General features: G+C 63.0%; 26 protein-coding genes and 1 pseudogene. 19 read left to right on the forward strand and 8 right to left on the reverse strand.

Annotated features, from left to right (window positions below):
- Positions 1 to 163: 163 nt before the first annotated feature.
- The 4 genes from ACVOLR_RS05660 to ACVOLR_RS05675 form a co-directional block, all read right to left on the reverse strand.
- Positions 164 to 3,175: a TonB-dependent receptor domain-containing protein gene (locus ACVOLR_RS05660; protein ID WP_481535567.1), complete on the reverse strand. Its 3,012-nt coding sequence runs from the start codon at positions 3,173 to 3,175 to the stop codon at positions 164 to 166.
- A gap of 77 nt (positions 3,176 to 3,252) precedes the next feature.
- Positions 3,253 to 4,272: a LacI family DNA-binding transcriptional regulator gene (locus ACVOLR_RS05665; protein ID WP_481535568.1), complete on the reverse strand. Its 1,020-nt coding sequence runs from the start codon at positions 4,270 to 4,272 to the stop codon at positions 3,253 to 3,255.
- Positions 4,273 to 4,416: 144 nt separating this feature from the next.
- A complete protein-coding gene (locus ACVOLR_RS05670) occupies positions 4,417 to 4,695 on the reverse strand; it encodes a BolA family protein (RefSeq protein ID WP_481535569.1) in 279 nt (92 codons plus the stop codon).
- The gene (locus ACVOLR_RS05675) at positions 4,692 to 4,991 is read right to left on the reverse strand and encodes a YciI family protein (RefSeq protein WP_481535570.1); all 300 of its coding nucleotides are present in this window, start codon (positions 4,989 to 4,991) and stop codon (positions 4,692 to 4,694) included. The genes ACVOLR_RS05670 and ACVOLR_RS05675 overlap by 4 nt, the downstream gene beginning before the upstream one ends.
- A 351-nt stretch (positions 4,992 to 5,342) precedes the next feature.
- Here ACVOLR_RS05675 and ACVOLR_RS05680 point away from each other — a divergent pair, with 351 nt between their 5' ends.
- The 5 genes and pseudogenes from ACVOLR_RS05680 to ACVOLR_RS05700 all read left to right on the forward strand — a co-directional run.
- Positions 5,343 to 6,239, forward strand: coding sequence for a segregation and condensation protein A (locus tag ACVOLR_RS05680; protein WP_481512123.1), 897 nt, complete (start codon positions 5,343 to 5,345; stop codon positions 6,237 to 6,239).
- A gap of 16 nt (positions 6,240 to 6,255) precedes the next feature.
- Positions 6,256 to 7,107 (forward strand): SMC-Scp complex subunit ScpB, encoded by an 852-nt coding sequence (scpB, locus tag ACVOLR_RS05685; RefSeq protein WP_481535571.1) that lies wholly within the window; start codon positions 6,256 to 6,258, stop codon positions 7,105 to 7,107.
- Positions 7,100 to 8,749: a pseudouridine synthase gene (locus ACVOLR_RS05690; RefSeq protein ID WP_481535572.1), complete on the forward strand. Its 1,650-nt coding sequence runs from the start codon at positions 7,100 to 7,102 to the stop codon at positions 8,747 to 8,749. Before scpB ends, ACVOLR_RS05690 begins: the two co-directional genes overlap by 8 nt.
- Positions 8,750 to 8,930: 181 nt before the next feature.
- Positions 8,931 to 9,275 (forward strand): type II toxin-antitoxin system prevent-host-death family antitoxin, encoded by a 345-nt coding sequence (locus ACVOLR_RS05695; protein WP_481535573.1) that lies wholly within the window; start codon positions 8,931 to 8,933, stop codon positions 9,273 to 9,275.
- 3 nt (positions 9,276 to 9,278) lie between these two features.
- Positions 9,279 to 9,827 (forward strand): annotated as a pseudogene (locus ACVOLR_RS05700) (ATPase); the annotation flags it as partial.
- Positions 9,828 to 10,415: 588 nt separating this feature from the next.
- Here the strand turns inward: ACVOLR_RS05700 and ACVOLR_RS05705 are convergent.
- From ACVOLR_RS05705 to ACVOLR_RS05720, 4 genes are all read right to left on the reverse strand, one after another.
- Entirely contained in the window at positions 10,416 to 10,847 is a 432-nt protein-coding gene (locus tag ACVOLR_RS05705; RefSeq protein WP_481535574.1) for a peptidase associated/transthyretin-like domain-containing protein, read from the reverse strand.
- 92 nt (positions 10,848 to 10,939) lie between these two features.
- The gene (locus tag ACVOLR_RS05710) at positions 10,940 to 11,755 is read right to left on the reverse strand and encodes an amidohydrolase (RefSeq protein WP_481535634.1); all 816 of its coding nucleotides are present in this window, start codon (positions 11,753 to 11,755) and stop codon (positions 10,940 to 10,942) included.
- 5 nt (positions 11,756 to 11,760) lie between these two features.
- Positions 11,761 to 12,072, reverse strand: a complete 312-nt coding sequence (locus ACVOLR_RS05715) for a hypothetical protein (RefSeq protein ID WP_481535575.1) — start codon at positions 12,070 to 12,072, stop codon at positions 11,761 to 11,763.
- Positions 12,073 to 12,085: 13 nt separating this feature from the next.
- The gene (locus tag ACVOLR_RS05720; protein WP_481515500.1) at positions 12,086 to 13,234 is read right to left on the reverse strand and encodes a pyridoxal phosphate-dependent aminotransferase; all 1,149 of its coding nucleotides are present in this window, start codon (positions 13,232 to 13,234) and stop codon (positions 12,086 to 12,088) included.
- Between the two features lie 182 nt (positions 13,235 to 13,416).
- Between ACVOLR_RS05720 and ccmA the strand changes: the two genes are divergently transcribed.
- The 14 genes from ccmA (at position 13,417) to ACVOLR_RS05790 (ending at position 25,205) form a co-directional block, all read left to right on the forward strand.
- Entirely contained in the window at positions 13,417 to 14,076 is a 660-nt protein-coding gene (ccmA, locus tag ACVOLR_RS05725) for a heme ABC exporter ATP-binding protein CcmA (RefSeq protein ID WP_481535576.1), read from the forward strand.
- Positions 14,073 to 14,768: a heme exporter protein CcmB gene (ccmB, locus tag ACVOLR_RS05730; protein ID WP_481535577.1), complete on the forward strand. Its 696-nt coding sequence runs from the start codon at positions 14,073 to 14,075 to the stop codon at positions 14,766 to 14,768. The genes ccmA and ccmB overlap by 4 nt, the downstream gene beginning before the upstream one ends.
- A gap of 99 nt (positions 14,769 to 14,867) precedes the next feature.
- The gene (locus ACVOLR_RS05735; protein ID WP_481535578.1) at positions 14,868 to 15,500 is read left to right on the forward strand and encodes a TetR/AcrR family transcriptional regulator; all 633 of its coding nucleotides are present in this window, start codon (positions 14,868 to 14,870) and stop codon (positions 15,498 to 15,500) included.
- 337 nt (positions 15,501 to 15,837) lie between these two features.
- Positions 15,838 to 16,590, forward strand: a complete 753-nt coding sequence (gene ccmC, locus ACVOLR_RS05740) for a heme ABC transporter permease CcmC (RefSeq protein ID WP_481535579.1) — start codon at positions 15,838 to 15,840, stop codon at positions 16,588 to 16,590.
- Positions 16,587 to 16,760 carry a heme exporter protein CcmD gene (ccmD, locus tag ACVOLR_RS05745; protein WP_481535580.1) on the forward strand — a complete coding sequence of 58 codons (174 nt, stop codon included), beginning with the start codon at positions 16,587 to 16,589 and terminating at the stop codon, positions 16,758 to 16,760. The genes ccmC and ccmD overlap by 4 nt, the downstream gene beginning before the upstream one ends.
- Complete coding sequence (ccmE, locus tag ACVOLR_RS05750) at positions 16,757 to 17,224, forward strand: cytochrome c maturation protein CcmE (protein ID WP_481535581.1); 468 nt, start codon at positions 16,757 to 16,759, stop codon at positions 17,222 to 17,224. Before ccmD ends, ccmE begins: the two co-directional genes overlap by 4 nt.
- Positions 17,225 to 19,159 (forward strand): heme lyase CcmF/NrfE family subunit, encoded by a 1,935-nt coding sequence (locus ACVOLR_RS05755; RefSeq protein WP_481535582.1) that lies wholly within the window; start codon positions 17,225 to 17,227, stop codon positions 19,157 to 19,159.
- Positions 19,156 to 19,782 carry a DsbE family thiol:disulfide interchange protein gene (locus ACVOLR_RS05760; protein ID WP_481535583.1) on the forward strand — a complete coding sequence of 209 codons (627 nt, stop codon included), beginning with the start codon at positions 19,156 to 19,158 and terminating at the stop codon, positions 19,780 to 19,782. The genes ACVOLR_RS05755 and ACVOLR_RS05760 overlap by 4 nt, the downstream gene beginning before the upstream one ends.
- Positions 19,779 to 20,231: a cytochrome c-type biogenesis protein gene (locus tag ACVOLR_RS05765; RefSeq protein ID WP_481535584.1), complete on the forward strand. Its 453-nt coding sequence runs from the start codon at positions 19,779 to 19,781 to the stop codon at positions 20,229 to 20,231. Before ACVOLR_RS05760 ends, ACVOLR_RS05765 begins: the two co-directional genes overlap by 4 nt.
- Positions 20,225 to 21,247, forward strand: coding sequence for a tetratricopeptide repeat protein (locus ACVOLR_RS05770; RefSeq protein ID WP_481535585.1), 1,023 nt, complete (start codon positions 20,225 to 20,227; stop codon positions 21,245 to 21,247). The genes ACVOLR_RS05765 and ACVOLR_RS05770 overlap by 7 nt, the downstream gene beginning before the upstream one ends.
- Before the next feature lie 169 nt (positions 21,248 to 21,416).
- Positions 21,417 to 22,277, forward strand: coding sequence for an endonuclease/exonuclease/phosphatase family protein (locus tag ACVOLR_RS05775; RefSeq protein WP_481535586.1), 861 nt, complete (start codon positions 21,417 to 21,419; stop codon positions 22,275 to 22,277).
- 66 nt (positions 22,278 to 22,343) lie between these two features.
- Positions 22,344 to 23,468: a homoserine O-acetyltransferase MetX gene (gene metX / locus ACVOLR_RS05780; protein WP_481535587.1), complete on the forward strand. Its 1,125-nt coding sequence runs from the start codon at positions 22,344 to 22,346 to the stop codon at positions 23,466 to 23,468.
- 92 nt (positions 23,469 to 23,560) lie between these two features.
- Entirely contained in the window at positions 23,561 to 24,397 is an 837-nt protein-coding gene (locus ACVOLR_RS05785; protein ID WP_481535588.1) for a DNA ligase, read from the forward strand.
- Positions 24,398 to 24,596: 199 nt separating this feature from the next.
- Entirely contained in the window at positions 24,597 to 25,205 is a 609-nt protein-coding gene (locus tag ACVOLR_RS05790) for a DUF1294 domain-containing protein (protein ID WP_481535589.1), read from the forward strand.
- Positions 25,206 to 25,277 lie beyond the last annotated feature (72 nt).

A 25,277-nucleotide genomic window follows, 5' to 3' on the forward strand; every position in this document is an offset into this window, starting at 1 on the left:
ACAGCCTCCCAACAACGCCAGCCCGATACCGGCGAGAACACAGGCCAACAACTGCGGGGTACGTGACTTGCTCAAGGCGACATCCATGAAATTCAAAGAAAGAACATGACGCACGACATCTGCTGCGGCACCCCGGCCGGCCCAAGGCCGGCCAGAGCTTGAATCACCATGTCAAGCCGAACGACAGCTTGAAGGTGCGGGTTGGGCGTGCAATCGCATCACCAGTACGGTTACCGTAGTTCGGGTCGGCAACACCCCGGTTACCGCGCCAATTGGCGTATTCCGAGGAAAGCACATTGCGCCAGTTGAATACATTCAACACATCACCACGAACCCGAAGCTTCAAGTCCGTGCCCGTATCCCATTCCTTCTGCAGAGCAAGATCCAGCTGTTTGTAGCCAACCTTCTTGTCCGGCTTGAAGGGATCAAAGGCGCAGTCATCGGCGATGGTGCTCGCGTAGCAGTTGAGCGCTTCAACCGGCTTCGGGCTTTCTAACACCAGCTTCGCCGAACCGGTGATGCCCCAGAAATCGACGATGCCGGTGGCCACCAGCCTATGCTTTGGAATACCAAGCGCAGTGGTAAACGCGACGTTATCCAGATTCGGGTAGTCGAACGAGAAGGTATCTGAATTGCTGCGATTCTCCTTGGCGTCGCTATAGGTGTAAGCAAGGCTCACACCCCAATGGGACTCGGTGGTGTATGGCTTGTCCAACGCCAACAGCACAGAGTTCAAGCGCGTTTCGACGGCGTTGTTACCGATGAAGAATCGGCCCCAACCCGGCAGCTGTTCGCCCCATGGTTGGCCGCCCCAGTTGACCGCAGGGTTGTTGCGGTATTCACCATTGGGATAGCGGTTGCCCATTGTCCAGAGGATGCCGTCGTGACTCAACACATGCATCAAGGTCACCGATGAGTTCCAATCATGCCCCAACATCGAGAATGCATTGCGCATGCCGATGCTGAACTGATCGGAATACGGAGTCTTGATGTCATTGTTGAGCAGGAACACTTCGGTGCCATTGTTCGGACTGGCTGCCGCCATCTGCGCCAACACGGCTGGATCAAACATGCTCGGATCGAAGTTGTAGCAGTTGCTACCCGCCCCCGGTGTACAGGTATGACCGGGGGTATTGAACTGGTACTCGTAGCGCTGGAATGCAAGGCGGTACTTTTCGAGCGACAGATAGTCAAACTGGTTCCGATTGTACGAACGACCTGCACCACCAAAGAATACGTGCCGTTGGTCGCCATTGAGATCGTATGAGAAGCCTACGCGTGGCTGCCAGCCATCCTTGAATGCACTGCGATTGTGGCCGTTGCTGATGTAATTGTTGTAGTCGTAATCAACATTTGAATTATTGATATTCGGCCACGCCTGCAGCGCGGACACCAGTCCGGCCGGGGTTACGTGGTCTTCGAAGGCCGGGTTGGTTTCATAGTCCCAGCGCAGACCCAGATTCAAGGTGAGGTGCTCGTTGACCTCCCAATCGTCCTGGATGTAGATGCCGAACTGCTTGACGCTCGAATCCACTGTCGTCGGATAACCATTGCCCGATGCGGTGAACTGCACCAGGTAGGGCACGTCCAGACTCTGGTTCAGGTCATAGCGGAACTGCGGCGAGTAAGGACTCTGTTCAAAGGCGGAAAGATCAATGTCCTTGAACTTGATGCCGGCCTTGACGGTGTGGCCTTCCCACCCGAAGAAGGTGAAGTCGTTCTGGAACGAATAGCCCTTCTGCGATTTCTCCTGGAAATCACCGCCACCGCCGCGATTGATGACCTCCTCCATCGTCGGGTTGTTCAACGCTTCTTCCCCCCGCCGCGGAATGAACAGCTTGTAGCCATTTTCCATACCAATTGGGCGCGGAGCGAAACTGGCATCCTCATAGGTGATATGGGCATCGTTCATCCAGTTCTCTGCATTGAACTGGTGGCGCAGATCGATGCGCGTTTCTTCGCCGGTCTTCAAGGTGCCGTAAGACGCCAGATTGACGCCACCAATACCGGTGACTTCATCTTCCTCGCGGCGCTTCATGGTCAGCTCGACCAGATGCGCATCACCCGGCGTCCAGCTCAACTTGCCGAAGTACAGGTCCTCCTTGAACGGCGCATTGTTGGTGGAACGCGCCTCGTCCTGGAAACGCTGGGGCAGGTCTTCGACCGAAATCTGGCGACCGGGGATCACCTGCCTCGCGTCACTGCGATCCTTTGCTTCATAGGTCACGAAGAAGTGCAGCTTGTCCTTGATCAACGGACCACCCAAGGCCACGCCATACTGTTCATCGTGGGTGCGCGCCTTGATGTCGCGGCCATCCTTTTCGCGGATGGTATCTGCCACCCAGCTGCTGGCAACGTTGTCCCAGAAGAAATCACCATGGAACTCATTGGTGCCCGAGCGCGTGACAGCCGTGATGCCCGCGCTGCTCAACTGGTCGTACTCGGCCTTGTAGTTGGAGGTGACAACTTTGTATTCGGCAATGCCAAGCTGCGGGAATGGATTGCCGCGACTGGAATCCTGGCCGGTGATGCCGCCCTTCAGCACATAGTCTTTCTGCCCGACACCGTCGATGAACACGTTGACGCCACTGGACAGCTGGGCACCGCTACGGATCGACGTGGAACCCTCGTTGCCGGTGTTGAACATGACGCCCGGTACGATGTCAGCGAACGCCAGGAAGTTGCGTGAGTTCTGCGGCAATGCCTGCAGTTGCTTCTGGGTGAGGTAGGTCGCCACCTCCGACGTCTTGGTTTCCACCACCGCCTGCGCCGTCACCTGCACTGCATCCAGGTTGGTCGCCGCGCCACCGGCAGTTTCCGCCACTCCCCCCACGCCCAGATTCACCGTGGCAGTCTGGCCGACCTGCACGGTGATGTTCTGGGTACTGGTCTTGCCGCCGGCAGTGACGTCCACTTTATAAGTGCCAGGCGGCAGGCCAGCCAGTGAGTAGCCGCCATTGCCATTGCTTTGCACGCTGCGGCTCAGGCCAGTAGCGATGTTGGTAGCAGTCACCTGCGCCTGCGCGGCAGGGCTCGAATCAGCCATCACCTGGCCGCGGATGGTCGCGCTGGTGCTCTGTGCAAATGCGGGGGCTGCGCCCAACAGCAGGCAACCGACAAGCGCGCTACTTAGCAGCTTGCGGGTTGGCGTGGATTTCCGAGCATTCTTGTTCATTCTCTTCCTCTCCCAAGGCGGCGGCACCTGGCCGCGAAGAACATGTGTGTGAGTAACCGTCCCGGTCTATCGCCGGGTCAAAGGAAGTCGCAGGCGGTGGTTGAGTCACGCACCACCAAGGTCGGAACCAGCGTTACAGCGGGCGTTGCCTGCGCCTCACCGCTATCGATCATCTGCACCAACTGCAGCATCGCCCGCTCGCCCAACTCGGCGATGCTGACCTGCATCGTTGTCAAAGCGGGGTGAACAAAGCGCGCCAAGGGGATGTCATCGAAGCCGGCCAGTGCCACTTGCGCGGGCACTTTCACCTCTGCCTGCGAGAACGCATACAGGCAGCCCAAAGCCATCATGTCGTTGGCGGCAAACACCGCATCAGGCAATTCGGAACCCGCCAGCAGCGCCAAGCCGGCCTGGTGACCGGAGGCTTCATCAAAATTGCCCGGCAGTTCGATGGCTTCGACTTTGCCGTCGAATGCCGCCATCGCCTCACGGAAACCAAGCAGGCGCTGTTGCGCATCGTGGTTGTGTTCCGGCCCGCCGATAAAAGCGATACGGCGATGCCCGCCTTCAAGCAGATGTCGGGTCATGCTCAACGCACCGGCATGGTCATCGATGCTGAAAACCGGATAGCGCGCCTCGGCCAACGGTGTGTTGATCAACACTGTAGGCAGCGCAGACGGCAGATTGTCGACCAGGAAATCGGAATCGCCTGCATACGGCGACAGCACCAACAGACCATCGACGCGTCCGCGCATGGCCTGCAACACCGAACCTTGTTGTTGCTGGTCGCCGTGATAGCTGGACACCAACAGATGCCGGCGATGGGCGCTGGCCACACCGTCAATGCCGCGCATCAACTCAGAAAAGAACTCGCCGTACAGGTCGGGAAGCACCACACCGACTGTCTGGGTACTACGGCTGCTCAGGCTGCGGGCGGCCGCATGGGGGGTATAACGCAGCCGGCTGGCCACTTCCAACACCAGCTTGCGGACCGGCGCGGCGACGTTGTCATGGCCGTTGAGGGCACGCGACACGGTTGCGACGGAGACATTCGCCTCACGGGCAACATCCTTGATCGTTATTGCCGACTTCGCCACTGGCCTACCCTCCGCAGTACAGGGTCGGGCGGACTGTAAACGTTTTCAATCGCATTTGTAAACAGTTCGTTAGCTCGATTTGACCCGCATGGACAACGCCTGTCCCGGCAGTTCCCACAGGAAGCTTGCAGTGCCACACCCCGTTCAGCCAGCCCCGCCCGATTCCTGCGGCGTCAGCGCCTTGATCGACAACGCATGGATGTCCGTCTCCATCATCTCGCCGAGTGCGGCGTACACCGCCCGATGCCGGGCAAGCGGTGCCTTGCCTGCGAAGGCCTCGCTGACCACCATGACCTTGAAATGGCCGCGTCCATCGCTGGCACCGGCATGGCCAGCGTGACGGTGACTGTCATCCTTCACTTCCAACTGCAGGGGCGCAAAAGCGGCCTGCAGGGCGGCCTGGATCCGTTCAACGCGGCTCATGGCAGCACCTTGCGGAACGGGCGCACTTCCACGCGTGTATAGACGCCTGCAGCCACATACGGATCAGCATCGGCCCAGGCCCTCGCGGCAGCCAGGTCCTCAAAGTTGGCGATCACCACGCTGCCACTGAAACCAGCCGGACCGGGGTCTTCCGCGTCAATCGCAGGACAGGGACCGGCCAAAAGCAGCCGACCTTGGTCAAGCAATGTCTGCAAGCGCGCCAAGTGCGTCGCCCGCGCCTGCAGCCGCGCCGCCAGTACATCCGCCCCGTCATAGCCTTCAATTACGTACCACACTGGCCTTTCTCCGCTTGTCTGCTGAATGGAAGGATGCCAAGTCTAGCGTCACAAGGCTGGACAGCGCCCTGCCCGGGCGATTACTCTTTAGTCCATTGCACGCAGTCGGCCAGTAGCCGCTCGGTGCGGTGGCAGGCACAGACCTTCTACCCAACCACCGCAGCACATCACTTCCCGAACCGCGTAGACGACCTCCTCGTAATGACGTTGCCGCTGATTCTGCGGCGCGCCTTGTTGTTCATATGTGGAAGCGCGCAGAACAAGCGCGAGTAGCTCGTAATACAGGGCTGGAATCCTCCCGGGCGGGAACCTGGGGTGTGCACAGCTCGCAATACCCCGAATGTCGACCTGATGACTTCCGAACTCGCGCACGACGCGAACCCGCCAGCGCAGCATCCCTTACCTCAGCAGCAGGAAATGCCGCTGGCGATGGTGCATGGCCAGCCGGTACTGCAGATCCCGCAGGATCTGTACATTCCACCGGATGCTCTGGAAGTTATTCTCGACGCCTTCGAGGGCCCGCTGGATCTACTGCTTTACCTGATCCGCCGGCAGAACCTGGACATCCTGGATATCCCGGTCGCCGAGATCACCAAGCAGTACGTGGAATACATCAACGTCATGCAGGAGCTGCGCTTTGAACTGGCGGCCGAATACCTGGTGATGGCGGCGATTCTTGCTGAAGTGAAGTCGCGCATGTTGTTGCCGCGCCCACCCAGCATCGAAGGTGAAGAAGCAGATCCGCGCGCCGAACTGGTACGCCGTCTGCAGGAGTACGAACGTTTCAAGCAGGCCGCCGAGGATATCGACGACCTGCCCCGGCAGGACCGCGACACCAGCTTGGCACACGCCTTCGTGCCGGAGCGGGTACTGGTCAAGGCACCGCCGCCGGTGGAGTTGAAGGAAATGCTGCTGGCGCTACACGACGTACTCAAGCGCGCCGAGCTGTTCAGTGGCCACGCGATCAAACGCGAAGCGCTGAGCGTGCGGCAGCGGATGGGCGATGTACTGAGCCTGCTGGAAGGCGACAAGTTCTACCGCTTTGAAAGTCTGTTCACCGCCGAAGAAGGCAAGCTCGGCGTCCTGGTCACCTTCCTCGCGGTATTGGAGCTGGCCAAGGAGCAACTGCTGGATCTTGTGCAGGAAGCCCCGCTCGCCCCGATTTACGTGAAGTCCCTGGCCACCGGCAACACCAACGCGCCGCTGCAGTTTTCCAGCGAGTTCGATGACGCTGACACCACCGCCTGAGCAACCGACCCAACGCATGGATCAACCGCTGATCAACCGTATTGTCGAAGGTGCCCTGCTTGCTTCCAGCCAGCCGGTCACCTTGGCGCAGCTGCAGGGCCTGTTCCCCGAGGATGCGCCAGCACCGCCGGGCAGCATCGAACGGGCACTCGAGCTGTTGCGCGAAGGCTGTGCAGGGCGCGGCGTGGAGCTGACGGAAGTAGCCTCCGGCTACCGCTACCAGATCACCAGCGAAGTGCATGGCTGGGTGTCGCGGCTATGGACCGAGCGCAAGACCCGTTACACCCGTGCCACCCTGGAAACCTTGGCCCTGATCGCCTACCGGCAACCGATCACCCGTGGCGAGATTGAACAGGTGCGCGGCGTGGCAGTAAGCAGCAACATCATTCAAGCTTTGGAAGAACGCGAGTGGATCCGTGTCATCGGTCACCGCGACGTGCCCGGCAAGCCGGCCTTGTTCGGCACCACCAAGGGCTTTCTGGATTACTTCGGGCTCAAGCGCCTGGACGAACTACCGCCACTGTCCGAACTGCGTGACATCGGCGAGCTGGAACCGCAATTACCGCTGGATGGCGACGGCCAACCAGCTGCCCCGCTTGCCGCTGGTGCCGCCTCGCCGCAAGGCCTGGATGCCGCCAACGACAGCGACCCTACACCCGCAGCTACGCCAGAATCCCCTGATTCGAACGCAGCCGCATCCATCACCGCCTTCACCGGCGAACCCGACGCCGCGCCGGGAGAGCGCGCGGCGGAAGTGGAACAAACTGAAAACAACGCCGTCGCGACGACGACCGTGGCTGTTGATGTAGCCGATTCCGAACCACAGGCCGACGCGGAAAACGCCGGCCGGAGCCAAACAGATGAGTGACACCCCCCGTAAACCTTCGTTGAACAAGCTCTCGCTCAAGCGCGAAGCCGACACCGAACAGCAGCCCAAGCTCGAAGAGCGCCTGCACAAGGTACTGGCGCAGGCCGGCCTGGGCTCGCGCCGTGCGCTGGAACAGCGCATTGCCGACGGCCTGGTCAAGGTCAACGGCGAAGTTGCCAAGACCGGCATGTCGATCAAGAGCGGCGACAAGATCGACCTCGACGGTCGCAGCTTTGTCGCCAGCGCGCTGACCGACCCGTCGCGCGTACTGATCTACAACAAGCCCGAAGGCGAAGTCACCACGCGTGACGATCCCGAAGGCCGCCCGACCGTATTCGAAGCGCTGCCGCCGCTGAAGGGCGCACGCTGGATCGCCATCGGCCGCCTCGACATCAACACCACCGGCTTGCTGCTGGCTACCACCGACGGTGAACTCGCCAACGCGATGATGCACCCGTCGTTCGAAGTCGAGCGCGAGTACGTGGTGCGTGTGCGCGCGCCGGAAGGCGAAGAGAAGGTCTCCGACGAAATCGTCGAGCGCCTTGGCCGTGGCGTGCTACTGGAAGACGGCGGCGCCAAGTTCGACGAAGTCGAGCGCATTGGCGGCACCGATTCGCACGACTGGTTCCGCGTGGTCGTTAAGGAAGGCCGCAATCGCGAAGTGCGCCGCCTGTGGGAATCGCAGGGCTGCCAGGTCAGCCGCCTGAAGCGCACCCGCTACGGCAAGATCGAGCTGCCGCGCGACCTGATGCGCGGCAAGTCGGTGGAACTGACCACCCAGCAGGTCGACGCACTGCGCGCCCAGTTGAAGCTGGAAGAAGGCACCCCGTCGGCATTGACCCTGCAGCCGGTGATCGGCCAGCGCAAGGCAGTCAAGACCACCCTGCGCGTGTCCCGCGAAGGCAGCCGCGGCAACGCCTACGTCAACGGCCACAACACCGCCGACGAAGGCCGCGAACTGCGCCGCTTCGACAACGTGCGCGAAGAGCGCGGCGGCCGTGGTCGTGGCGGCAACAGCGGCGGCGGTTACCGCGGCGGCCTGACGGTCAGCGGCGAAGCCGCAGCCAAGCAGTCGCAGAAGCCGTTCAAGCAGCGCAAGCCCACTGGTGACCGCAGCCTGCCTGATGGCAACCCGGCCGCGTTCCGCACCTGGTATGTGCCGGACGGTGTCAGCACCGGCCCGAGCGGCCACCGCAATGCAGGTCCGGGCGCAGCACGCGGCCCGGGCGGCAATCGTGGTCCGGGCCGTGGCCCGGCTGCTGATGGCCAGGCCCGCCCCTACGGCAAGCCGCGCCCGGGCGGTGCCCCAGGCGCCAGCCGTGGCGGCCCCGGCCAGGGTCGTCCGCAGGGCGCTGGCGGCCAGGGCGCAAGCCAGGGCCAGGGCCAGCGCAAGCATCCTTACGGTCACCCGGGCAATGCACCGAGCTTCCCGTCCGATCACGCCACCCCGAGCTATAGCCCGTACGGCGCGCGTCCGGCCGGCGGTCGCCCGAGCGGCGGCAACCGTGGCCCAGGCGGCCCGGGTGGCGGTCGTCCGTCAGGTGGCCCGCGTCCGGGCGGTAACCGCCCAGGCGGCGCAGGCCGCCCGGGTGGCGGCGGTCGTCCAGGTGGCGGCGGCAACCGCGGCCCGCGCGGCGCCTGATCCACATCGCAGCTGACGCGCCTCACCGCGCAACACTGCAAGCAAACGCCCGGTGCACCTTGCACCGGGCGTTTTCGTTTTTGCCCCCCCACTCACAAACGCTGGATGAATCAATAAAGGTAAAAAATACCCAAAATAGACAATTTGGTATATTTTGCCTCCAAGCAACCCGGATACCGTCATGGACCTGTCCCTGAACCTGCTGGACCTGGAGAAGACGCCCGCAAGTGACGTCAAGGCCAAAGGCTGGCCTGATCTGATGCGCAAAGTCGCCAAGCTGGGCGCCGTGGTGGTCACCAACCACAACCATCCGCAGGCGGTGGTGGTCTCTGCCGAGGAGTACCAGCGCCTGGTTGCGCAGGCCTCCGGTACCTCGGCGGCAGCGCAGCGCGCACAGTCGCTCAAACAACTGCAGGCCGAATTTGACGCACACCTTGCCGTACTTGATGACGGCACAGCCCTGAGCCGGGCCTTGAGTCGTCCGGCCCGGCGTGGCTTGAAGATCACCCCGGGCAAGTCGCGCTGACCAATGGCGCGCATCCTGGTATTGGCCGGCGTCAATGGCGCCGGCAAGAGCTCACTGCTGGGCATGATGCTGGCGCACGATGGCGCCACCTGGTTCAACCCCGATGCCTTCACCCAGCAACTGGTCGAGCATGACTGGCCACTGACGGACGCCAATGCAACCGCATGGCAGGAAGGCACCCGCCGCCTGCGCGAAGCGATGCAGTCCAATCGCGACTACGCATTCGAAACAACACTTGGCGCCAATACCATTCCCAAGCTGTTGCGCGAAGCCTGCGATCAACATGAGGTAACGGTGTGGTTCTGCGGCCTGGAGAGCATCGAGCTGCATCTGCAACGCGTGGCCGAACGGGTTGCAGCTGGCGGCCACGATATTCCCGAAGACAAGATCCGCCAGCGCTATGACAGCTCGCGCCTCAATCTGATCGAACTACTACCGTACCTGACCACGCTGCACGTCTATGACAACAGCCGCCCGCCGGATCACGACGGCCTGGTCGAGCCGTTGCTGGTACTGGAAATGGATAAGGGGCGAATTCTCTGCCCGGTCAGCTAGGACGAGTTTGCACAGGTACCGGAGTGGGCCAAGCCAGTGGTGTGGGCGGCGCTCAAGGCCTTTCCGGCCGCAAGTGGAAAGTGAGTCGCAAAGCCAGGGATTTGCGTCCGCCAACAGCTGTCCCGCACCACCGTGCGCGGCATTCGACTTGAGCGCCCAAGCCCGTTTGAATGCTCAGCGATAACAAAACAGGCAGGCGGACTGCTTACCAGTCGCACATCTGCAGCTGAGCGAAAAGCCCCTCATCCGCCCTTCGGGCACCTTCTCCCGCAAGCGGGAGAAGGGAGCAATCCTCAAACATTGTTTGACTCGTTGCCACCGCGACTTCCATCGCTCTTGCCCATTGCTTCAGCTCTGGCCGTTGCTTCAGCTCTGGCCGTTGCTTCGGCTCTGGCCGTTGCTTCGGCTCTGGCCGTTGCTTCGGCTCTGGCCGTTGCTTCGGCTCTGGCCGTTGCTTCGGCTCTGGCCGTTGCTTCGGCTCTGGCCGTTGCTTTCATGCATTCCCTTCTCCCGCTAGCGGGAGAAGGTGCCCCGCAGGGGCGGATGAGGGCGAGCTCCTGCTCTACGGCTCACCGCCACAAACAGTCAGCGACGCTCGATCACAAACTTGCCAAAACCAATACCAATGCTCCAACCGCGCCCGGTACCCGCCAATGCAAGCGAGATGTCACCCTTGGTCATCGCCTGCGCATCATTGGCGCGCGATGCGCTGGCATGCGCCTCGGCCGCTGCATAGGTACCCAACAAATCATCCAGCGAATAAGCACCGCTGAACCTGCCGCGTCCATCGGTAATGGTGGTGCGGCCCACGGTCAAACCACCGCCCTTGGCGCTGATCTTGACCGGAATACTGGCGCCGTTGTCGCAGGTAATCGTGCCGGTGCCGCTGGAGGTCTTGTAGAACATCGACCAGCCGGTGAGGTTGTAATGCAGCTCACAGTCGATATTGCCCGCTGCCTGAGCCGCCGGGGCAATGCCCAACGCCAGCACCGCGGCCATCGCCATCATCTTTTTCATCGCGCACCCTCTGCATGATTGAAGCCGGCACCGAGCCTGACAGCCGCCCTGAAGCTTGCAAAGGGCTGACAGACGCAGCACGCGGCCGGCGTTCAGCGAACCACTACCGGCCCGCCCAAGGCAAACGCATCGGCATCCAGCATCGCCGGGAAGCGCTCACGATGTGCCGCCAGCGCCTGTGCCGAGATGGTGGTGGTGACCACCTGCTCGCGCTCGCGTATCTCCAGCTGCGGCTGACCGAGGAAGTCGATAACCGCGCTGTCGCCGGAATAGTGCAGACCATTGCCGTCCACGCCGATCCGATTCACCACTGCCACATAGCAGAGGTTTTCAATCGCACGCGCACGCGCCAGGGTCTGCCACGCGTAGGCACGCGCCGACGGCCAGTTGGCGACGAATATCTGCAGGTCGAAATCCATCTGCCCTGCCCGCTCCACATCGAAGCGGTTGCGGCAGAACACCGGGAAACGCAGGTCGTAGCAGATCTGCGGATTGATCCGCCAGCCCTTCCATTCCACACATAGCCGCTCGTTGCCGGCGGCGTATCGCTTGTGCTCGCCGCCATAGCGGAACAGGTGGCGCTTGTCGTAATAGTGCAACTCGCCTTCGGGTGTAGCCCACAGCAGACGGTTGTAGACGCTGCCATCAACCCGCAGCTGCACGCTGCCGGTTACTACCGCGCCCAGCGCGCGTGCCTGTTCGACGATCCATGCAACGGTCGGCCCGTCCATGTTTTCAGCCTGGTCAATCGCGTCGTTTGAAAAACCGCTGGTGAAGGTCTCCGGCAGGATCACCAGATCGGTATTGCCCGCCAGCGGCGCCAGCAGCGCACCGTAATAGTCGCGGTTACCCGCCGGGTCGTGCCAGCGGGTGTCGCCCTGCACCAGGGAGATACGCAGGTCCTGCATTGTCGTCATTGTCCTGTCAGCCATGAAGATAGAACCGCGCTGGCCGCCATGGCGGCGCCGAGCACCGGCACCCACCACTGCAGCCGCGCGATCCAACGATTAACCGGCTGGCGTCGCTCGACATCATCAAGCAACGCCAGATACTCACGGGTATAGCGGCCAAAGCTGCCACGAAACGCCAGACGCCCCTCGTCCACCGACACTCCACGCGCGTGCAAACCGGGTTGAACCACGGAAAGGAACAGATAGCCTTTCACCGCAACCGCAAGCAGGAACACGCCGAACGCCAACAGGAAAACGAGCAAACCTGTGTCCATGGTGGCTATGAGGTCAGAGCGCGCGCAGGCGCTCGATAGCCGCATCCAGCGTCGCATCGTTCTTGGCGAAGCACAGCCGCACCAGACGCTGCCCAGCCGGCGGTGTTTCATAGAACGGCGACAACGGAATCGCGGTGACGCCCTTCTCGATGGTCAGCCAGCGCACGAACTCATGGTCCGGCAGGTCGCTGATCGCCGAATAGTCGACCAGCTGGAAATAACCACCCGGCACCGGCAGCGGCTTCAAACGCGTGCCCAGCAACTGCTCGCGGAAGCGGTCGCGCTTGCTCTGGTAGAACGCACCCAACTCCAGGTGGTGTTCGGGCTCATCGCGGATCATCGCGGCAAAACCGTACTGCGCCGGGCTGTAGGTGGTGAAGGTGTTGTACTGGTGCACCTTGCGGAACTCGGCCGTCATTGCTGGCGGTGCGATGGCGTAGCCGATCTTCCAGCCGGTGCAGTGGTAGGTCTTGCCGAAGCTCGAGATCACGAACGCACGTTCGCGCAGTTCCGGGTAACGCAATGCCGACTCGTGACGCGCACCGTCATAGATGATGTGTTCGTACACTTCATCGGAGATCAGGTAGATGTCAGTGCCACGCAACACATCAGCCAACGCCTGCATGTCGTCGGCAGTCAACATCGCACCGGACGGGTTGTGCGGGGTGTTGACCATCAACATGCGCGTCTTCGGGGTGATGGCCGCGCGCACGCGATCCCAATCCACCGCAAAGGTCTGCGGGTCCAGCGGCACGTGCACAGCGCGCGCACCGGCCAGATCGATCGCCGGCTCATAGCAATCATAGGCCGGGTCCAGCACGATCACTTCCTCACCAGCACGCACCACGGCGTGGATGGCATTGAAGATCGCCTCGGTGCCGCCGGAGGTCACGGTGATCTCGCTGTCCGGGTCGACCTGCGCGCCGTAGCAGTCCAGCGCCTTCTGCGCGATGGCCTGGCGCAGCGGTGCCACGCCGGTCATCGGTGCGTACTGGTTCAAGCCCTCACGCATGGCCTTGGCGGTTTCATCGATCAAGCGCTGCGGGGCGGAAAAGTCCGGAAAGCCCTGGCCAAGATTGACCGCGCCGTGTTCGGCGGCCAGCTGTGACATCACGGTGAAAATGGTGGTGCCCACCTTGGGCAACTTGGTCTGCGGATGCATTGGTAGGTACACGCCGGGGGAGAAAACCCCGAGTGTACGCAAAGCCGACAGTCTCGGCCTCCCAATCAACCACCGGAACCGTGCCCGCGCGCCGCAGGACAGCCGCGGCCCGGCGCTATACTGCGCGCCCCGATGCGCTGCCCAGCCTGCGCCACCTCCCAAGGACGGAAGCGCCCGATCCGATGATTGAAACTGCAAACATCCCGCCGCTGCTCGACGCACGCGGCCTGCGTTTCACCCGCAATGACGATCCGGTATTCGGGCCGCTGGACCTGCATGTGGATGCAGGCGAAGCGCTGTTGGTGCAAGGGAGCAATGGCGCAGGCAAGACCACGCTGTTGCGCGTATTGGCTGGACTGCTGCGCCCGGACGAAGGCCGGATCGAGATTGACGGGCGGCCTGCCAACAGCACTGATCGTTCCCGCTATATCGCCTACCTGAGTCATCTCACCGCACTCAAGCAGGATCTTGGCTGTCTGGAAAACCTGCATTTCCTGTGCGGGCTGCAGGGCCGCCGCGCGCGGCAGATGCCGGGCAACGCCTTGGCCATCGTCGGCCTGGCCGGCTATGAGGACACCTTGGTCCGGCAATTGTCAGCTGGCCAGAAGAAGCGCCTGTCACTGGCCCGGATCTGGCTATCACCGGCACCGATCTGGCTGCTCGACGAGCCTTACGCCAACCTTGATCTGGATGGGATCAACCTGGTCAACCGGATGATTTCCGCGCACCTGCGCGGCGGCGGCGGTGCGCTGGTGACCACCCACGGTGCCTACGCGGCACCACCGGTACGCAATCGCACCCTCACCTTGGCCAGCCAGGCAGCACAGGAGGACGCGGCATGAGCCTGGCCGGTCCGCAGCCAACCCTGCTCTCCGCTGCCCGCGCCCTGCTGGCCCGCGACCTGAAGCTGCTATGGCGTCGCCGCGGCGATGCCGCGCAGCCGATCCTGTTTGCGCTGCTGGTGGTTGCATTGTTCGCACTGGCCTTAGGCGGCGCCCCAAAATTGCTGCAGAGCGTTGCCTCTGCGGTGCTATGGCTGTCGATTCTGCTGGCCGGCCTGCTGTCGCTGGACACCTTGTTCCGTAGCGATGCCGAAGATGGCTCGCTGGAGCAATGGCTGCTGTCGCCGGTGCCGCTGGCCTGGCTGGTCGCAGTGCGGGTGTTCTCGCACTGGTTGACCACCGCGTTTCCACTGGTTCTGGTCAGCCCGTTGCTGGCCGAACTGATGCACCTGCCACGCGAGCAGCTGCCGGTGCTGATCACCGCACTGGCACTTGGCACGCCGTTGTTGAGCCTGCTCGGCGCGGTGGTCGCGGCCTTGACCGTGGGCATGCGCCGCGCCGGCATCCTGCTGGCGCTGCTGGTTCTGCCGCTGTACGTGCCGGTACTGGTGTTCGGCGCCGGCGCGGTGGCGGCAGCGGCGCAGGGCTTTGATGCCAGTGGTGCGCTGCTGATGTTGGCGGCCGGCTTACTGGTCAGCGCGGTGCTCGCCCCACTGACTGCGGCAGCGGCAATCCGCATCGCCAACTCCTGAGCGCAAAACAGCGCTATTCTTGACGCTGACTTCACAAACTGAACCAAGCACATGGCTGAGCGGCCCCACACGGAAGTTCCGAGCGTAGACAAACCTACCTTGCCGCCCCGTCCCGTGGTCGAGCTGCAACGCCGTGGCGAGCTGCGCGTCGAAAAATTTCTTGCAGCCGCTACCGAAGTCTTCAACGAAAAGGGGTATCAAGCCGCGCGACTTGCGGACATCGTCAAACGCGCAGGCGGCTCGATGGCCACCTTGTACCGCGCCTTTGGCGACAAGGAAGGCCTGATCCATGCCTTGATGGAACAGAGCATCAATGATTTCGGCCGCAGCCTGGACACCTTGCTGCAATCGCCGCTGCCGCCTACCGAAGCCTTGGAAGAAGCTGCCAGCCAGATGGCTGAGGAGGTCCTCTCGCCCGCTCGCTTGGCCTGCCATCGCGTGGTTATCTCCGAAGGGATGAACCAACCCGGGCTGCGCGATTGGTTCCATGCCCATGGCGTGGCACCAATGGAAGTGTTGCTCAGCCAGTACTTCGCCCGCGAAACAGCTGCGGGGCGCATGCACATCGAAAACCCCGAACAAGCCGCGCACTTCTTCTACATGGTGGTAATCGGCGGTTTGATCCTGCGCTCGGTCAATGGCCGCGTGGTTGCCAGTGACCTACCCCGTGCGCAGGAGCAGGCTCGTGCGGCCGTACGCCTGTTCATGGCCGGCGCGCTGCCGCGAAGCTGAGCCGATGAGCTGGCCGCGAATCGGCCACGCCCCCAAATCTGCAGCATCTGTCTGTAGACGTGTCTGTGACCAGTCCTTGGCAACGCCAGCAACGCCGCCACGACCACTGGCCCTTGCAACACGTCGCCTGCACCGCCGCCGTTTTCTGCAGCTTCATGGACCTTGCTCCGACGATCGAGGAAGCCGCCCCCAAGCAGCCCTGCCACTCCCCGCCGGTTTTCTGAATTTGCGGTATCTTGCGTTAGTCTGAAAACAGCAACGGTGGTGCAGCCGCACCGCCCAGCCGGTCGGGCCGCTGAACGCGGTCTGGTCATCGTCTTCCTCAGCGAGCGAGCGGATGTTCAAAGGTTTAGTTGGTTGGTTTCACAAGCTGGGCTCACCGCCCTACTTCGACACCTTCGCCGCCCGTTGGTCCACCTGGTGTTATATCGCCGCGCTGCCGCTGTTCGGCTTCGGCCTGTGGCAGGCGCTGGCAGTGGTGCCGGCTGACTACCAGCAAGGCGACAGCTTCCGCATCCTGTACATCCACGTGCCTTCGGCATGGATGAGCCTGTTTGTATTTGGACTGATGGCCTTCTACAGCGCCATCGCACTGATCTGGCGGATCAAGCTCTGCGAGATCCTGGCCATGGCCTGCGCGCCCATCGGCGCTGCATTCACCCTGATCACCCTGCTCACTGGCAGCATCTGGGGCAAGCCGATGTGGGGTACCTGGTGGGATTGGGACCCGCGTCTGACCACCGAGCTCATTCTATTGTTCATGTACCTGGGCGTGATGGGCCTGTACGGCGCCATCGATGACCGCCGCGCCGCCGCCCGCGCCGCCGGCCTGCTGGCCATTGTCGGCGTGGTGATGCTGCCGATCATCCGTTACTCGGTGGTGTGGTGGAACTCGCTGCACCAAGGCCAGACCATCCGCGTGTTCGGCGACTCCAGCATGGACAGCAGCATGATCCTGCCGTTGTGGATCATGGTGCTGGCTACAAAGTTCTGGTTCGTCGGTTCGCTGCTGTCGCGCGCCCGTGCCGACAACCTGCGCCGCGAAGTTGGCAAGGCCTGGCTGCGCGAGAAGCTGGAGAAATCGGCATGACCTATTTCAAATACGTCGCACTGGCCTACGCCGTGTTCTTCATCGTACTGGCCTGGGACTTCATCGTTCCGCGCCTGCAGATCCGCCAGCAATTGCGCGAGGCACGCGCACGCCTCAACCGCGCCAGCCGCACCGCCGCAGCGCCGGCTGACGAGGAACTGAGCCGATGAGCCCGACCCAGCGCCGTCGCCTGTTATGGGTTTTGCTGGCGCTGCTGGTAGCAGGCGCAGCCGTCGCTCTGGTCAGCACCGCCTTGCAACGCAACATCGCCTATCTGTACACGCCGGCCGAGGTCAAAGCTGGCAAGGTCGCCCCGGACGCGCGCTTCCGGCTGGGCGGCATGGTTGCCAAGGGCTCGTTCAAACGCGAACCCGGTGCGCTGCTGGCGCGCTTCGAGGTCACCGACGGCGACGCCATGCTGCCCGTCACCTACGATCGCATCTTGCCCGACCTGTTCCGTGAAGGTCAGGCGGTGGTCGCCACCGGGCGCATGGCCAGCGGCGTGTTTGTCGCCGAAGACGTGCTCGCCAAACACGACGAGACCTATATGCCCAAGGAGCTGGCCGACAAGATGGGCGTGGCGCACGACAAGCATCAGGTCCCGGCCACTACCCCAACTACGGAAACGCCCTGAGTGCTCGGTGAAATCGGACAGGTATTACTGATCCTCGCCCTGCTGGCAGCCCTGCTGCAAAGCGTCCTGCCACTGATCGGCGCCCAGCGCGGCATTCCAGCGCTCACCGCGATCGCACGCCCAGCGGCGATGCTGCAGCTGAGCACGGTGCTGGCCGCCTTCGTGGTGCTGACGATTGCCTTCGTCCGTCAGGATTTCTCGCTGCGCTATGTCGCCGACAACTCCAACTCGCTGCTGCCGATGATCTACCGCTATTCGGCGGTATGGGGAGCGCACGAAGGTTCACTGCTGATGTGGTCCTTGGTACTGGCGCTGTGGACCGCTGCGGTGGCCGCGTTCTCGCGCCAACTGCCGCCCGAGGTGATGGCGCGGGTACTGGCGGTAATGGGCATGATCAGCGTCGGCTTCCTCGCCTTCCTGCTGTTTACCTCCAATCCGTTCGCGCGCCTGCTGCCGGCACCAAGCGAAGGCCACGATCTCAACCCGCTGTTGCAGGACCCGGGGCTGATCATTCACCCGCCCCTGCTGTATCTGGGCTACGTCGGCTTCGCGGTGCCGTTCGCCTTCGCCATTGCAGCCTTGATTGACGGTCGCATCGACGTGCGCTGGCTGCGCTGGACCCGGCCGTGGACCAATGCAGCCTGGGGCTTTCTGACCATCGGTATCGCGCTCGGCAGCTGGTGGGCGTATTACGAGCTCGGCTGGGGCGGCTGGTGGTTCTGGGACCCGGTGGAGAACGCCAGCTTCATGCCATGGCTGGTTGGCGCAGCCCTGCTGCACTCGCAAGCGGCCACCGAAAAACGCGGTGTGTTTGTCGGCTGGACCCTGCTGCTTGCGATCGCCGCGTTTGCGCTGTCCCTGCTCGGCACTTTCCTGGTGCGCTCGGGCGTGCTGACCAGCGTGCATTCGTTTGCCGCTGACCCTTCGCGCGGCCTGTTCATCCTGATCTTCCTCGGCATCGTGGTCGGCGGCTCGCTGCTGCTCTATGCGATACGTGCGCCCGGCATCGGCGGCAACAGCGCCGATCCGCGCCGCGCTTTTGCGCTCAACTCGCGCGAAAGTCTGCTGCTGGCCAACAACCTGCTGCTCAGCTGCGCCTGTGCCATGGTGCTGCTCGGCACCTTGTATCCGTTGCTGGCCGATGCGCTGGATCTGGGCAAGGTCTCTGTGGGCCCGCCTTACTTCGGCACGCTGTTCGTTCTGCTGATGGCACCGATGATCGTGCTGTTGCCGTTTGGCCCGCTCAGTCGCTGGCAGCGCGAGCAAGGCCTGCGCACGCTGGCACTGCTGGCACCGTGGGCTGGTTTGGCGGTGGTACTGGGCATCATCGGCTGGTGGATGGCACCGCAGGGCAAATTCAAGACCGGCATCGGTATTGCTGGTGCTGCATGGGTCGCTGGCGGCACCGGCTATTACCTGTGGACGCGGCTGCGCAAGAGCGGCCGGCTCAATGCCGAAACCTGGGGCATGCTGATCGCCCACTTCGGCGTCGCTGTGTTCCTGGTCGGTGCGCTGCTGGTGGAAGCCCTGCATGTGCAGCATGAAGTCGCGCTGGCACCGGGCAAATCCATCGACGCTGGCGGCTACACGCTGCTGTTCGAAGGTGTGGATGCTACCGACGGCCCCAACTATCACTCCGACCGCGGCCACCTGCAGGTATTGCGCGGGGACACTCTGATTACCCGCCTGCACCCGGAAAAGCGCATGTATGCCAGCGGCGGCCAGCCGATGACCGAAGCCGGCATTCACCCCGCCCTGGGTGGCGATATCTACGTTGCACTGGGAGAATCACTGGGCAACGGCTCCTGGGCCGTGCGCGTACAGATCAAACCTTTTGTCCGCTGGATCTGGCTTGGTGCGGCGCTGATGGCGCTGGGCGGTTTCATTACCGCCGTCGACCGCCGTTTCCGCCGGCTGCCTGAGAAATCGAAATGACTAATCCATCACCCGAATCCAAACCCAAGCATCGCTTGCCGCCGGTCGCCATCGTCCTTGGCGCGCTGTTCTTCCTCGGCCTGATGGGCTTGATGCTGTATGGCGTGAGCCGCTCCGGCAAGCCCGATCGCGACAGCCTGCCGTCCGCATTGATCGGCAAACCTGCCCCGGAATTCTCCTTGCCGGTGTTGCATGACCCCAGCGTGCACGTCACCGACAAGCAGCTGCGTGGCGCCCCCTATCTGCTCAACGTCTGGGGCAGCTGGTGCCCAACCTGTCGCGACGAACACCCAATCCTCACCCGCTTCGCCGAGACCAAACGCGTGCGGGTGATCGGCTACAACTGGAAGGACGAACCCAGCGAAGCACTGCGCTGGTTGGAGCAGCTGGGCAATCCCTACATGGTGGTGTTGGCCGACCAGGAAGGCCGCACCGCACTGGACTGGGGCATCGCCGCCGCGCCGGAGACGTTCCTGGTCGATGGCAGCGGTATCGTGCGCTGGAAGTACAGCGGCGCCATCACCCAACAGGTCATGGACGAACAGCTGATTCCGGCACTGGAGAAGGTGGAAGCCGCCGCCGGTGGCAAACACGGCGCGCCGGATCTGGGAGCCGCCCGATGAAAGCCTGGGCTGGTGTGTTGCTGTGGATGTGCCTGGCTTTCAGTGCCAGCGCACAGCCTGCCGGCGACCCCAGTCCACTGCAGTACCGCGACCGCACCGAGGAAGTGCGCTTCCACACACTGACCGCCGAACTGCGCTGCGTGCAATGCCAGAACCAATCGCTGGCCGACTCCGACGCCCAGATCGCCCACGACCTGCGCCGCGAAGTACTCAAGCTGATGCACGAAGGCCGCAGCGACACCGAGATCAAGCAATTCCTGGTCGACCGCTACGGCGAGTTCGTGCTGTACCGCCCGCAGCTGGAAGCCGGCACCGCCCTGCTCTGGTTTGGTCCGGGCCTGCTGTTGCTGGCCGGCGGCGTGTTGTTGATTGTGTACGTGCGGCGGCGTGGCCGCGCCGTTCCCGTTGCCGGCAATGACGACACCAGTCAGGAAGAACGCGAATGGTAAATGCCGGGTTCCTGCCTGGTGCTGCAGTGCTGGCGATAGTGGCCACCGGCATCACCTTGTGGCCGTTGTGGCGCGCCGGCAAACGACGGATCTGGGGCAGCCTGGTTGCGCTGTCGCTGGTCGCCACGCTGGGCCTGTACCAGTTGCTGGGCACCCCGGCAGCGATGCAGCCGCAACCTGAAGCCGCAGCAGCACCGCAGACCATCGAGGAAGGCATCGCCCAGTTGCAGGACGCCTTGAAGCAGAACCCGGAGCGCGTCGACGGCTGGGTGCTGCTGGCCCGCTCGCAATTGGAGATCGGCAAGGTTGCCGATGCCGCTGCAGCCTACGAACGTGCCGCACAACTGGCACCGGACGAGCCGGGCCTGCTGCTCGAAGCCGCACAGACCCGCGCCCAAGCTGACCCCAAGTTCCTGTTCGACGCCACCGCGCAACAGTGGCTAGCCCGCGCCCGCCAGATCGCACCGGACAACGAGCGCGTGATCTGGCTAACCGGCATCGTCCAACGCCAACAAGGACAGAACGAACAAGCCGCGCAGACCTGGGAAAGCCTGCTGTCCCGATTGGAGCCCGCAGCCGCCACCGCACTGCAAGCACAGATCGATATCGCCCGTGGCAAGACGCCGAGCACCACTGCTGGCAGCGCCCCGGCAACGGCATCGCCCAGCAGCTCAGGCATCACCGTAACGGTGACGCTGGCACCGGCCTTGGCCGCACGCGCAGCCTCCGGCAAGGAGACCGTGTTCGTCATCGCCCGTATCCCCGGTGGTCCGCCGATGCCGGTTGCGGTCGAACGCCACCCGGCACAGTCAGCGCCATTGACCGTCACCCTCGACGATGGCGACAGCCCAATGCCCACGCAGAAGCTGTCCGACCTGCAGGAAGTGGAAGTCTTCGCCCGCCTGTCCGCCAGTGGCAACGCAATGCGCGGACAAGACGACGTGGAATCACTTGCGGTGAGGGTGAAGCTACCAGCAAACGCTCCGCTGGATCTGCAGATCGGCAGCAAGCCCTGAGACATCAGGCCTGGATGCCTTGACCGAGAGCAACTCCAAACCCCGGCCATGGCAGCGCGCCACCGCCATGCATCGCTCACTGCAGCCGACGCTGAGATGCCTGGCTGGCCTTGCCCTACTGGGAATGCTGCTCCCCCTACAGCGGGCCTGGTTTCCTGGTGATGACGGCTTGGCTTGGGCGCTGGACCTGTTCGCCCATTGGCAACCTTGGTACGCCGTGGCATGGGCCTTGAGCTGCTATCTGATCGGTATCAGCGAGCGGCGTTGGCTGTGGGCACTGCCACTTGCCGCACTGCCGTGGCTGACCGCAAGCCGTCCAGCCACGGAAACCCTGCACCCTACCGAGCTGGTAGTCGTGGTCGCCAACGTCAACATCCACCAACGCGACCCTCATCGTCTACTGGACTGGTTGCGCACCCACCCTGCCAACATCGTCGTACTGACCGAGCTCTCACCCGCCTATGCCGAGCAACTGGCTGCATCAGCGAACGGCGGCTTCCCTCACGCAGCAATGCACCCTCAAGCCTCTCCGCCCGGACTCGGAATCCTGTCCGACCGGCCCCTGCACGATCGACACCTTCACACCGATGCGCTCGGCGCCCTGCACCTGGAAACACGAATCGATCTGCAGGGCCAATCGGTACGCCTCATCGCAGTGCATCCCAAGCCGCCGATGGCGGTGCGCAAGTTCCGTGCTCGCGATCGCTTGCTGCGCGAGCTTGGACAGTCCTCCAGCCAAGCACTTATTGTTGCGGGCGACCTCAACGCAACACCATGGTCCAGCGCCTTGTACGTAGCCCAACGGCACCGGCTGCTGCGCATCACCGGCAGCGCCCCGACCTATCCCAGCGAAGGTGCCGGGCTGATCGGCGTAGGCATCGATCATGTGCTGGTTTCTTCGCAACTGGCCGGCACCTTCCATCAGCGCGGTCCCCACATCGGCTCCGACCATCTGCCGGTGCGCGCAGGGCTGAGTTGGCATGCGCCCCCAGGCCGCTCTGCTGCCGCGCCCCCAACCGCATTACCGTAATAGCGTGATAACCACTGGTTATCATCCATGCGAAGATGCGCCCGGCATCCCCGTTAAAATTGGCAGATGACTGAATTCATTCCTGATGGCAGCCGTTTCCACGCGCTGTCCTCGCCGTTCCCGATGAAGCGCGGCGGCAGCCTGATCGGCGCCCATGTCGCCTACGAAACCTGGGGCAGCCTGGCCGCCGATGCCAGCAACGCCATCCTGATCGTCACCGGCCTGTCGCCCGACGCACACGCCGCCAGCAATGCCGACAACCCGGCCACGGGCTGGTGGGAGCCGATGCTTGGTCCCGGCAAACCGATTGATACCGACCGGTGGTTCGTCATCTGCGTCAACTCACTGGGCAGCTGCAAGGGCTCCACAGGCCCGGCATCGCTGGACCCGGCCACCGGTAAGACCTACAGACTGTCCTTCCCCGAGCTGTCGATTGAAGACGTGGCCAACGCCGCCGCCGAAGTGGTAAGCGCACTCGGCATCAAGCAACTGGCCTGCCTGATCGGCAACTCGATGGGCGGTATGACTGCGCTGGCGGTGTTGTTGCAGCACCCAGGCATCGCCCGCAGCCATATCAACATCTCCGGCAGCGCCCGCGCCCTGCCGTTCTCGATCGCCATCCGCTCGCTGCAGCGCGAGGCAATCCGGCTCGATCCAGCATGGAACAACGGCGACTACGACGAACAGCATTACCCCGAGTCGGGCATGCGCATGGCGCGCAAACTCGGCGTCATCACCTATCGTTCGGCGCTGGAATGGGACGGCCGCTTCGGCCGCGTGCGGCTGGACTCGGACCAGACCGACGAAGATCCGTTCGGCCTCGAGTTCCAGGTGGAGAGCTATCTGGAAGGCCACGCGCGTCGTTTCGTGCGTCACTTCGACCCCAACTGCTATCTCTACCTCGGCCGTTCCATGGACTGGTTCGATCTGGCCGAACACGCCGATGGCGATGTACTGGCCGGCTTGGCGAAGATCCGCGTTGAACGTGCGCTCGCCATCGGCGCCAATACCGACATCCTGTTCCCGGTGGAACAGCAGCAGCAGATCGCCGACGGCCTGCGCGCTGGCGGTGCGGACACCCAGTTCATCGGCATGGATTCGCCGCAGGGCCATGACGCCTTCCTGGTGGACTACGACCGCTTCGGCCCCGCCGTAGCGCAGTTCCTGCAGACACTGCCGACAGCCGCTTAAACACCGCGCCGACCTTGAATGCAGGTGGCCGCTGATGGCTGCCTGCACGGCGCACGCAGCACGCTGAAGCCTCCGACCACTGGAGGCCAACCATGTCGCGTTTGCTCCTGCTTATGCTGTTCTTCCTGTGCAGCGCGTTCAAGGCAGCGCTCGCTGCCGCGCCACCGTTGATGTTGGCCAGCAGCTGGCAGGATGGACCAGATGTATCGCTGTATCTGGTCAGCGAGAAGCTCGATGGCGTGCGTGCGCGCTGGGACGGCCAAGCACTCTGGACCCGCGCCGGCCACCGTATCGCGGCACCCGCTTGGTTTACCCAAGGCTGGCCCAAGCAGCTGATCGACGGTGAGTTGTGGATGGCACGTGGTCAGTTTGAAGCCACCAGTGCGCTGATCCGCAGAACCCCGGTCGACGAGGCGCAGTGGCGTAAGCTGCGCTTCATGGCCTTCGATCTGCCCAGCGTCACAGGCGGCTTTGCCCGGCGCCAAGACCAACTGAGCCGGATAGTCGCCAATCAGCCAAATCCCTATCTCTTCGCCATAGAACAACGCCGCCTGCCCGATACAGAAAGCCTGCATCGCCACCTTCGCAGCATCGTCCAGGCTGGTGGCGAGGGACTGATGCTTCATCACCAAGACAATCGTTACAGCGACGGCCGCAGCACCGGCCTGTTCAAACTCAAGCTGCATGACGATGCCGAAGCGCGCGTGATCGGCTATGTCCCCGGCAAGGGAAAATACAGCGGCATGGTTGGCGCGTTGTTGATGCGCAGCGACAGCGGCGCACAGTTTCGCATCGGTAGCGGCCTGAGTGATGCACAGCGGGCCCATCCACCCGCAATCGGTAGTCAAGTGACCTACCGTTACAACGGCCTGACCGTACACGGACTGCCACGCTTTCCGCGCTTCCTGCGGGTTCGTGACGAGCCCTGATCAATGCATGCCCCCATTTGTAGGAGCGGCGTAAGCCGCGAAGCTGATACATCATCAGATGGCACAGGCTCCCAGGCCCTCAGCAATGCCAGCTTCGCGGCTCGCACCGCTCCCACAAAAACAGCCCATGTGCAGAAAAGTGGCTTCACAGCCACTCACGTTTGCGCTGCAATAGCGGCAACAAACAGGGGCAAGCTCAATGCGCTATCAAGGTCGACTGCAGGATTGGAACGATGACAAGGGTTTCGGGTTCGTGGTTCCGAACGGCGGTGGTGACCGCGCCTTCGTCCATATCAAGGCCTTCGAACAGCGCACGCAGCGGCCCGCTAACGGCATGCTGATCAACTATGCATTACGCAAGGACGACCGTGGCCGCCTCAACGCCATCGCGGTGCGTTCGGCGAGCGCTGCCAAAAGCGTGGCTTCCAAATCAAAGCGCGCCCCACTTACCGCCCGCTTGCCGCATGTACTGCTGGGCATATGCGCCCTGCTCTGCGTACTCGGATTGTGGATTGCCAAGCTGGTACCTGACTGGACCTTGCCGGTGATAGCCGGCATGAGCGTCGTTGCACTGGGCTTCTATCTCTACGACAAGGGCGCAGCGGCCCGTGGTGAACAGCGCACCCCGGAGAACACCTTGCACCTGATCTCACTGCTCGGCGGCTGGCCGGGCGCACTGATCGGCCAAGGCCTGTTCCGCCACAAAACCAGCAAGTCCAGCTTCCAGCTCGTGTTCTGGCTGACGGTTGTGCTCAATATCGCCGCAATCTGGTTGCTTGCCAGCGGAGAACTGAGCCTTCCTCGGTAAACCGAGCCCCTTGGCATCTACGTAGCCAGGATAAGCGCAGCGCGCCCGGCTGGTTGGCAGGCGACCGGAAAA

It is taken from the genome of Stenotrophomonas sp. STEN030 (genome assembly GCF_056759995.1).

Excerpts from the sequence above, each read along its gene's own strand:
- ACVOLR_RS05660 (WP_481535567.1), bottom strand. The coding sequence starts at position 3,175 with ATGAACAAGAATGCTCGGAAATCCACGCCAACCCGCAAGCTGCTAAGT.
- ACVOLR_RS05670 (WP_481535569.1), bottom strand. The coding sequence starts at position 4,695 with ATGAGCCGCGTTGAACGGATCCAGGCCGCCCTGCAGGCCGCTTTTGCG.
- ACVOLR_RS05680 (WP_481512123.1), top strand. The coding sequence starts at position 5,343 with ATGACTTCCGAACTCGCGCACGACGCGAACCCGCCAGCGCAGCATCCC.
- scpB (WP_481535571.1), top strand. The coding sequence starts at position 6,256 with ATGGATCAACCGCTGATCAACCGTATTGTCGAAGGTGCCCTGCTTGCT.
- ACVOLR_RS05690 (WP_481535572.1), top strand. The coding sequence starts at position 7,100 with ATGAGTGACACCCCCCGTAAACCTTCGTTGAACAAGCTCTCGCTCAAG.
- ACVOLR_RS05695 (WP_481535573.1), top strand. The coding sequence starts at position 8,931 with ATGGACCTGTCCCTGAACCTGCTGGACCTGGAGAAGACGCCCGCAAGT.
- ACVOLR_RS05705 (WP_481535574.1), bottom strand. The coding sequence starts at position 10,847 with ATGAAAAAGATGATGGCGATGGCCGCGGTGCTGGCGTTGGGCATTGCC.
- ACVOLR_RS05710 (WP_481535634.1), bottom strand. The coding sequence starts at position 11,755 with ATGCAGGACCTGCGTATCTCCCTGGTGCAGGGCGACACCCGCTGGCAC.
- ACVOLR_RS05715 (WP_481535575.1), bottom strand. The coding sequence starts at position 12,072 with ATGGACACAGGTTTGCTCGTTTTCCTGTTGGCGTTCGGCGTGTTCCTG.
- ACVOLR_RS05720 (WP_481515500.1), bottom strand. The coding sequence starts at position 13,234 with ATGCATCCGCAGACCAAGTTGCCCAAGGTGGGCACCACCATTTTCACC.
- ccmA (WP_481535576.1), top strand. The coding sequence starts at position 13,417 with ATGATTGAAACTGCAAACATCCCGCCGCTGCTCGACGCACGCGGCCTG.
- ccmB (WP_481535577.1), top strand. The coding sequence starts at position 14,073 with ATGAGCCTGGCCGGTCCGCAGCCAACCCTGCTCTCCGCTGCCCGCGCC.
- ccmC (WP_481535579.1), top strand. The coding sequence starts at position 15,838 with ATGTTCAAAGGTTTAGTTGGTTGGTTTCACAAGCTGGGCTCACCGCCC.
- ccmD (WP_481535580.1), top strand. The coding sequence starts at position 16,587 with ATGACCTATTTCAAATACGTCGCACTGGCCTACGCCGTGTTCTTCATC.
- ccmE (WP_481535581.1), top strand. The coding sequence starts at position 16,757 with ATGAGCCCGACCCAGCGCCGTCGCCTGTTATGGGTTTTGCTGGCGCTG.
- ACVOLR_RS05760 (WP_481535583.1), top strand. The coding sequence starts at position 19,156 with ATGACTAATCCATCACCCGAATCCAAACCCAAGCATCGCTTGCCGCCG.
- ACVOLR_RS05765 (WP_481535584.1), top strand. The coding sequence starts at position 19,779 with ATGAAAGCCTGGGCTGGTGTGTTGCTGTGGATGTGCCTGGCTTTCAGT.
- ACVOLR_RS05770 (WP_481535585.1), top strand. The coding sequence starts at position 20,225 with ATGGTAAATGCCGGGTTCCTGCCTGGTGCTGCAGTGCTGGCGATAGTG.
- metX (WP_481535587.1), top strand. The coding sequence starts at position 22,344 with ATGACTGAATTCATTCCTGATGGCAGCCGTTTCCACGCGCTGTCCTCG.
- ACVOLR_RS05785 (WP_481535588.1), top strand. The coding sequence starts at position 23,561 with ATGTCGCGTTTGCTCCTGCTTATGCTGTTCTTCCTGTGCAGCGCGTTC.
- ACVOLR_RS05790 (WP_481535589.1), top strand. The coding sequence starts at position 24,597 with ATGCGCTATCAAGGTCGACTGCAGGATTGGAACGATGACAAGGGTTTC.